Source organism: Leptothrix discophora (assembly GCF_030705305.1).
Classification (GTDB): domain Bacteria; phylum Pseudomonadota; class Gammaproteobacteria; order Burkholderiales; family Burkholderiaceae_C; genus Sphaerotilus; species Sphaerotilus discophorus.
The window spans coordinates 325,146-331,877 of record NZ_JAUZEE010000006.1 but is presented as its reverse complement, the minus strand read 5'-3'; the positions used below and the strand labels follow the sequence as shown (position 1 = coordinate 331,877).

At 59.8% G+C, this 6,732-nt stretch carries 6 protein-coding genes; 2 read left to right on the top strand and 4 right to left on the bottom strand.

The window, feature by feature from the left end; genetic code table 11:
• Window positions 1-29 precede the first annotated feature (29 nt).
• The 3 genes from Q8X39_RS13455 to Q8X39_RS20535 all read right to left on the bottom strand — a co-directional run bounded on the left by Q8X39_RS13455 (window position 30) and on the right by Q8X39_RS20535 (window position 1,704).
• Window positions 30-638, bottom strand: a complete 609-nt coding sequence (locus Q8X39_RS13455) for an HAD domain-containing protein (protein WP_305750183.1) — start codon at window positions 636-638, stop codon at window positions 30-32.
• The gene (locus Q8X39_RS13450; RefSeq protein ID WP_305750182.1) at window positions 631-1,074 is read right to left on the bottom strand and encodes a hypothetical protein; all 444 of its coding nucleotides are present in this window, start codon (window positions 1,072-1,074) and stop codon (window positions 631-633) included. The genes Q8X39_RS13455 and Q8X39_RS13450 overlap by 8 nt, the downstream gene beginning before the upstream one ends.
• 108 nt (window positions 1,075-1,182) lie before the next feature.
• On the bottom strand, window positions 1,183-1,704 hold the full coding sequence (locus tag Q8X39_RS20535) for a BPSL0761 family protein (protein WP_369538106.1): 522 nt from the start codon (window positions 1,702-1,704) through the stop codon (window positions 1,183-1,185).
• A gap of 360 nt (window positions 1,705-2,064) precedes the next feature.
• Here Q8X39_RS20535 and Q8X39_RS13445 point away from each other — a divergent pair, with 360 nt between their 5' ends.
• Entirely contained in the window at window positions 2,065-2,514 is a 450-nt protein-coding gene (locus tag Q8X39_RS13445) for a hypothetical protein (protein ID WP_305750181.1), read from the top strand.
• A gap of 293 nt (window positions 2,515-2,807) precedes the next feature.
• Window positions 2,808-4,883: a hypothetical protein gene (locus tag Q8X39_RS13440; protein WP_305750180.1), complete on the top strand. Its 2,076-nt coding sequence runs from the start codon at window positions 2,808-2,810 to the stop codon at window positions 4,881-4,883.
• Between the two features lie 21 nt (window positions 4,884-4,904).
• On the opposite strand, the gene Q8X39_RS13435 is transcribed toward Q8X39_RS13440, so the two are convergent.
• The gene (locus Q8X39_RS13435) at window positions 4,905-6,614 is read right to left on the bottom strand and encodes a site-specific integrase (protein ID WP_305750179.1); all 1,710 of its coding nucleotides are present in this window, start codon (window positions 6,612-6,614) and stop codon (window positions 4,905-4,907) included.
• Window positions 6,615-6,732 lie beyond the last annotated feature (118 nt).

Genomic DNA, 6,732 nt, shown 5'->3' with positions numbered 1-6,732 from the left:
CTGGGACCTGAGCGCCGGCCGTGCCGGGGTCAAGGTGACTTTGGCGGACGCTTACCGAAGTTCGCGTGCAACACCGTCAGCAGCCGGTCCTGCGCCTCTGGGCTCATCAGCCCGACGCAGCCATCGGTGGCGACCAACTGGTCGCGCACAACGGCGTCTGGCCACAGAATGGTCTCGTCATCAATTGCCACCCAAGCGGCAGGCTTCAGCCACTCTACGTGCGCGGCGACGATGCCGGACTTGTTCAGACGCCAGTAGTCTTCGTTCGAGTACGTTACGGCGCGCGTCGACCCGCTGCGTGTCGTAACCGTTCGGACGGCGCGCTTCGTAAGGTCATCGTATGTGAAGGCGTCGACCCGTTCAGCGAGGGCACCCAGTTGAGGCAGAACCGCATCTAGGCCGCGCGACCAGGGCAATGTCGATGTCAGCACGATGCGCGCGGCAGGCCAGCGCTGCAGCGCCGTGTCTAGGACCGGCACACCTTCGTAGAGCTCATGCCCGTCGTCCCAGGGCGAGCGATGGTTGACGAGCTCGTATGTGGTTCTGCTAGGGTGCAATACGCCCGAAATGCCCAGGTAGACGACCTGCGCTCCCGGGCAGCCTCTATCGACGGTCAAGTTCCCCTCGATGTTAATCACGGCTTTCCTTGCGCTGCCCGACCACCACGGGTTGAAGCGTGCAGCCGACCGGCGCATCACTCGGCAAGGCTGGCACGAAGGCATCGGTCGTTGCGCCACATCGGTAGCAGCGGAAATATCGGTGCATAGCCGCGTAAGCCAAGCGCCCGTCCTGCCTTTGTTCTGGCGTGGCGTCCAGGACCCACTGTTCGGCGTGATGCCTGGGAATGGCGACGTGCACCCATCCACACGTCCGGCACTTCATCTCAGGTCGGACCGGGCGCGCGCACGCGGCGTCGCGTGCGAAGAGGCAGACCGCCGGACCACCTGGCGCGTCGGTGTCCAGGCCCTCGATATCGCACGGCGTCAGAACGAACTGGCCTACCGAGTCCACCAGCCTGACGGACGTACGTGAGCCAAAACGATACAAGAGTTGAATGAGTTCCTCGACGGTCATGCTGTAGGTCCGTTCGCAGTTCTTCGTCTTAACGAGTCAAGAAGCCAGTTCATCGTTTCCGGGCCCGGGCCGCGGCCCATCACCCAATGGGTGAGCAGAGAGGATGCTTCAGGTGCTTGATGCGGAGCCTGACAAGAGACCGCCTGACAAGGAGTTTTCAGGTGCCTCGGGAGTCGGCTTGTGCACGCAGACGATTTGGCCTCTCACACCTACGCAGTAGTCCACGCAATCTCCTTTAGAGATGTGTGCCAGCGCTGAACGCTCGGCGTCTGTCTTGGCCACATACCGATGCAGCGATTCAGTCAATCCATCGAGAAAGGTGCAGCGCCCCTTGGTCGGGTCCACTGTTTGAACGATGCCAACTTTCCAGACCCCGTGGACCTCCGAACCTTCCAGGGCCCTTTCCAAGCGACTCCGGTCGACCTGCCTTTCGGGTACCGCTCCGAACCAGGAGGGCAATACGTTGTGCACAAGGCTCATGTTCGACCCACCCGGATAGTGTCGTAACAGGCGATGTGCCTCCCTCCGCACGAACTCGGGAATGCATGGGTCGGCAGATTGCCCCGCCAGCTCTTGCAGAAAGTCGCGCGTCTGCATCACAGCACGCGTGCGCTCATCAGGCGTTGTCATAGCTCTTCCTGGCCTACGAGCCCCCGTCCAACCAATGCGGCTGAACGCAGATGCTCCATGGTGGTCGGACTATGCAGGCAACGTTCCTAACACCTCAACCCTCAGATAGCCGCTGCTCTGTTAGCCAAACGCTCAAGGCAGCACGGGGTTCGCCCGTCATTCTTCAGGGGCCGATGGTGACCTCGACGAGTCGCTACACGCTCTGTCAGCGAACTGCTGTCGACTCAGGAACCATTGATGTCAAAGAGAACTGTGCCAAAGCCACCGGGGAGAGGGCGCGCACCACCGAGCTTGGATGACCCGCCGCTAATTCGAGTCTTGCTCGCGGAATCGGCCCAACGCGGAGACTCGCTCGAAGACATGGCACACGAGCTTGGAGTACCGTATCAGCGCATTGCAGAGTGGCGGCGTCGTGATACCGACGTTGCGAACGCAAAGCGAACAGTGCTGAGAGCTGCAGCCAAGTATCTCGGAGTGCCGCCCATGTTCGTCTTCTGTCTCGCAGGAATCGTCACGGTCGAAGACGTGATGTACCCCCCGGAATCGCCGATGTCCGAGCGCGTCAAGAAGGCTCTAGCAGCAATGCGCCGTGACCCGGCATGGGCTGGCTTCTGCCCGGACGCACTCATGAGCGCTGACCACGAAGTCCAGCGCCTCGTCGCGTTGCTCTACCAAGAGCTACGGGGTCCGTCTGAATCCCGTCCTGCTCGGGAGGAGGAATGGATGCTCGCTATTCACCGAGCCGCTCTCGGTGACGCGCGGGCTCAGACCGACCTCGACGAGTACGGGAAGGGAAAGCGGGAGAGGTAGTTGAGTTAGTTAGAGCCGTAGAACTCTTTAAGCGCCCCCGTTCGGCGGGGGCGCCTTTTCCCTCGCGAGGCGCCTTTGCCGCCCCTTGGCAGTTGCAGCCACGTTTAAACAGCGTCCCTACACAAAGCAAGCCGGGCTCGACACCCGGCGACGTATGCCGCCAGTAGGACGGCCTCTGAGTGAATAACGGCAATTGTTTCGCTGTTCATCAACCAAGTGCATATCAAGTTCCGACGGATTTTCCAACGCCGTCCCTCTTTGCTCTCTGCTTTCCCGTTATTCGCAATCTAACGATGCCGTTAGAAGACCAACTTCACTACCAGTTCATGCTCAAGGAATCTCAAAACCCCGCCGACGTCGACACTAAAACCACGGAAAGGCAGATAGCTTCAGAGTTGGGTGCAACGCTCACTATGACTTACGCGTCACTAACTGACGCGGGTCGCAATCTGCTAAGCGATGGCGGAATGCCAAAGCAGCAGGTGGACAACCTAGTCGCCGCGCTCAACCTGTGGCGCAGAGTTCATGAAATTTCTCCGGATGCCTTGGTTGGAAAGCACTTCGGGACAGATTTCGATGACATGTTCTTGCGGTTTCAAGATGGGATTCAGGATAGTCATGCCGAACGAACACGTCGAGACCGAGCCGAGCAGCTGTTGCGCTGGCGTACGTTGCATGACCAGTTGCGCCTGCTGGACACGTTACCCGAGCGGTTCTCAGATGCCCTCAAGCTGGCCGTAGACGCGTCGCCGCATTCATTGCCTCAGATTGCGCGCAGCATAGGCGTTGCGGCACCCACATTGCGACGTTGGAAGCTCGGGGAAGGGCTTCCAAAGTCTGTGGACGTACACGTCATTGCAAGTCTCGAGATTGCTCTCGAACTTCCGAAGGGTGCGCTGGTACGCCGCCTCCCTCCAACCCGGCGCACGCGGTACTCCAGAACTCCGCACGAAAAGCGACCTTCGACCAAATTCGGTCAGCGGATGCAGCGCAATCGCCGCAAGGGCGCCTACGCCATCAAATTCACCCCACGGATTGCGACACAGTGGAAAGACCTGACTCGATTCAAGTCCGACTTGACCAGGGAAGGCGCGACACAGCGGAATTCCTGGCGCGTGAAGCCTCTGGAGAAGACCTCGTTCCGCGTTCCTCCTGCCGCAGTCTGCGACGGACAAGTGTGCGCGACCGCCGGCGTTCACTTTGGCAGCATCGCCAGCTATCTTGGCCGCCTTGCCTTGCCTGCGCCCGATGGAATTGGCCTTGCGTTGGCAGAGGCAGACACTCTGGCGTGGCTGGCATTACCGGCTCATGTAGAGGCGCATACGAGGTGGATGACGAGGCGCGCCGACGGCATTGTTCACAACGGATTGATGATGTTTCTCGGACACGTACGGTCGCATATCAAACCAATCACCGGCTACGTTTGGTCGACGCCCGGTCTCGCGAAGACGCTTCCCGACAGCGTTCGCGAAGAACTTGAGCTGTCGGGCGATGGGCCTGAACTGAAGCAAGCATGGCAGTCGCATTGCTCTCGTGCGTATGAGCGCCTTCTGTCATTCACCAACTTGCTGGAGCGGAGAGCACGAATTGGACGCTCTCGTCATCCTCGAGAGCGTATTGAAACCATCCTTCAGGACGATTTCCCGCTCCTACACCTCGTGGCCTTCGCCGAAGCCCTCGAGTCGACGCCTCCTCCCATCGAGCATCGCAGGGACTATCTGAGTTGGCTCCGTGACATAGTCTTTGTTCGGATGCTCATCAGCAATCCGTTGCGCGTGGGCATGTACGCCTTGATGGAGTACAAGCCCGACAACACGGGTCACTTGCGGAGGACAGGTCCGGGTGCCTGGGGCATCTTCTTCGAGCCGAGTGACTTCAAGAACGAAGCCGGTGCGGCGTGCCAGCCGTACTCCGCATCGGTGGATGCTAGGGTTGTACCGTGGCTCGAGCGGTATCTATCCGAGGCACGTCCCTACCTCATCGATGCCGATGTCTCCGACCGACTCTTTCTTCCCACGGTCTTAGGCCCTCGCAAGGCCAAAGTTCACCTTGCGCTCGAGTTCGGAGTCGAGCAACAGGGCTGGACAGCGGACGGTCTATCAAATCGGCTGAAGGCGCTCACCAGGATACATATTCCGGGTTGCATTGGCTTCGGGGCACACGCTGTTCGGCACATCATTGCAACCGACCATCTGAAACGAAACCCGGCTGACTACGTAACCGTGGCGACGCTGCTGCATGACACGCTGGCAACCGTGATGAAGGAGTACGCGCATCTGAGCGCCTCAGATGGACTCCGTGCACTCACAAGTGGCATTACCCAAGCGATGACTGAGCTGCAGGCTCGGCGAGGGGCCAGCGTGCGCTAAGCAAAACGTCCGCGGCTCGGGTCATCCCAACACCTCGTCGACGCCATCCATCGGGTTACCGACGATGAAACGTGACAGGTCCAGACCCTCGTACTTGAGCTTCTTAATGGCATCAACAAGCAGAGGTAGGGGGTACTGCCGGTCCTGCACGCGCATATAACCGCGCCCGGAAACCTTCTCCTCCAGCCAGTGCCCAGCGAGGGCATCTACTGTCAAGAACTGAACGTTGCAAATCGCCAGTTGCTGTTTGAAGCTGAATCGGAAACTGTGATAGCAGAGTCGAGGGTCAGACATCCCCAGGGCGTCAAGGTATCGCCCGTACCACTTGCTGTAGGCACTCGAGAAGGTCTTGTTCTTGTTGTCGTTGCTCAGCGAGGGGAAGAGCCGTTCGTGCCCTCCGCGCTTCTGTTCCGCTGCGAACTGCAGGAAGCCGCACTCGATGAGTTCGTCGTGAATGGGGACGTACCTGAAGCTTCCGTCGGCTTTGAGTCTCTGGTCGGGGCCTAGGTTGGTAATTCGGAGAACCCAGACGCCGTTCAGCCGCCGGACGTCATCTACCCTCGCCTGGCAAACCTCCTCGATGCGCGCCCCAGTAAAGATGCCCACCAAGGGTCCCCAGTGCGCGACTTCCGCGCATTGGCCTTTGACGCCGTTCCATGTCGGGTAGCGAGCGTCGCCGAAGATTGTCTGCAACTCGGCGAGCTCGTAGGAACGGCGCTGCTCGCTCGCAGGAGTGTCCGGAATCATGTCGAGCTTGATGTGGTCGAAGGGGTTCCCAGCGAGCTTGACCAAGCCCTCGGAAACTCCGTGCCGCACCAGCGTCGCAAGGCCGCCAATGCGGTTCTGGACCGTCGGACGAACCCAATCGCAGTTGCCGAGGTAGTTGCGGTACCCAAGCCCGTGCTCGTCGTGGGTGATGGATGCGACAGGAAGCGCACCGTAGAGCGCCTCGAACTCCTCGACAAAGGAGAGGTAGGTGTCCTTCGTGCGGTCAATCTTTTGGCCCAGCGCCCAACTGCAGTAAAGGTCCCGCATGGTCGGTATGTCGCGAGGCGCAATGGGAAGTTCCTTTGGCGCCTTGACGAGCTTCCCTCTGGCACGTGCGAGCTGCGTCTCCGCGAGCTCGATGTCTCGGCTCATGAGTTCCCAAAGGAACTGCTGACGCACTTCGGAGCCTGGGGGGGCAATCAGACACTCAAGGCTGAGAATCTCAGCAGATAGTTCTTCGACGGGCAAGAAGTCACCAATGGCGCAGCTCTGCTTGTAATCGAAAATCCAACTCTCGAGGCGCTCAATGTGCTCCGCCCGCTCCTCGGGGTTCATTCCCTCGCGCTCTTCATCATCGTCTTGCAGGATGCCGCACGCGTAGCGTTCAAGAATGTATGGAATGTGCTCGGGCAGGAGGTACTTTGTCGTGCCCTCGCCTCTGGCTGCCTTTGACGCCTTTGGACTCTCGTTCACTTTCGCGATGAGGGCGTCCATACGCCGGTCGAAGCGCGTTGTTTCCTCCGCGAGGCGCTTGACCGCGACTTCGAAGTCCGAGGTGCCAAGCGACTTCCATTGATGAGCGTCCTTTTTGTACCGGCCTCCGGAATGGCGAACGACAAGTGCCGGGAACTTGCGCTTGAAGTTGAACGTCTTCCCTCTCAGAGCGAGGTAGGGAGGCCACTCCGACTGGGGCGGAATGGTGGCGGCACTGCTTGGCTTGGGGGTAGTGGTATCGGTCGACATGGCGAGGTCTCACGTCATCGGTTTTCGACTTCGTGAGGCTGACTTGAGTGCTCAGTGGCGAGGCTCACATTGTCCGAAGCCGGATTCGGCCTGAGAAGATGGCCGACAGACCGGTTTG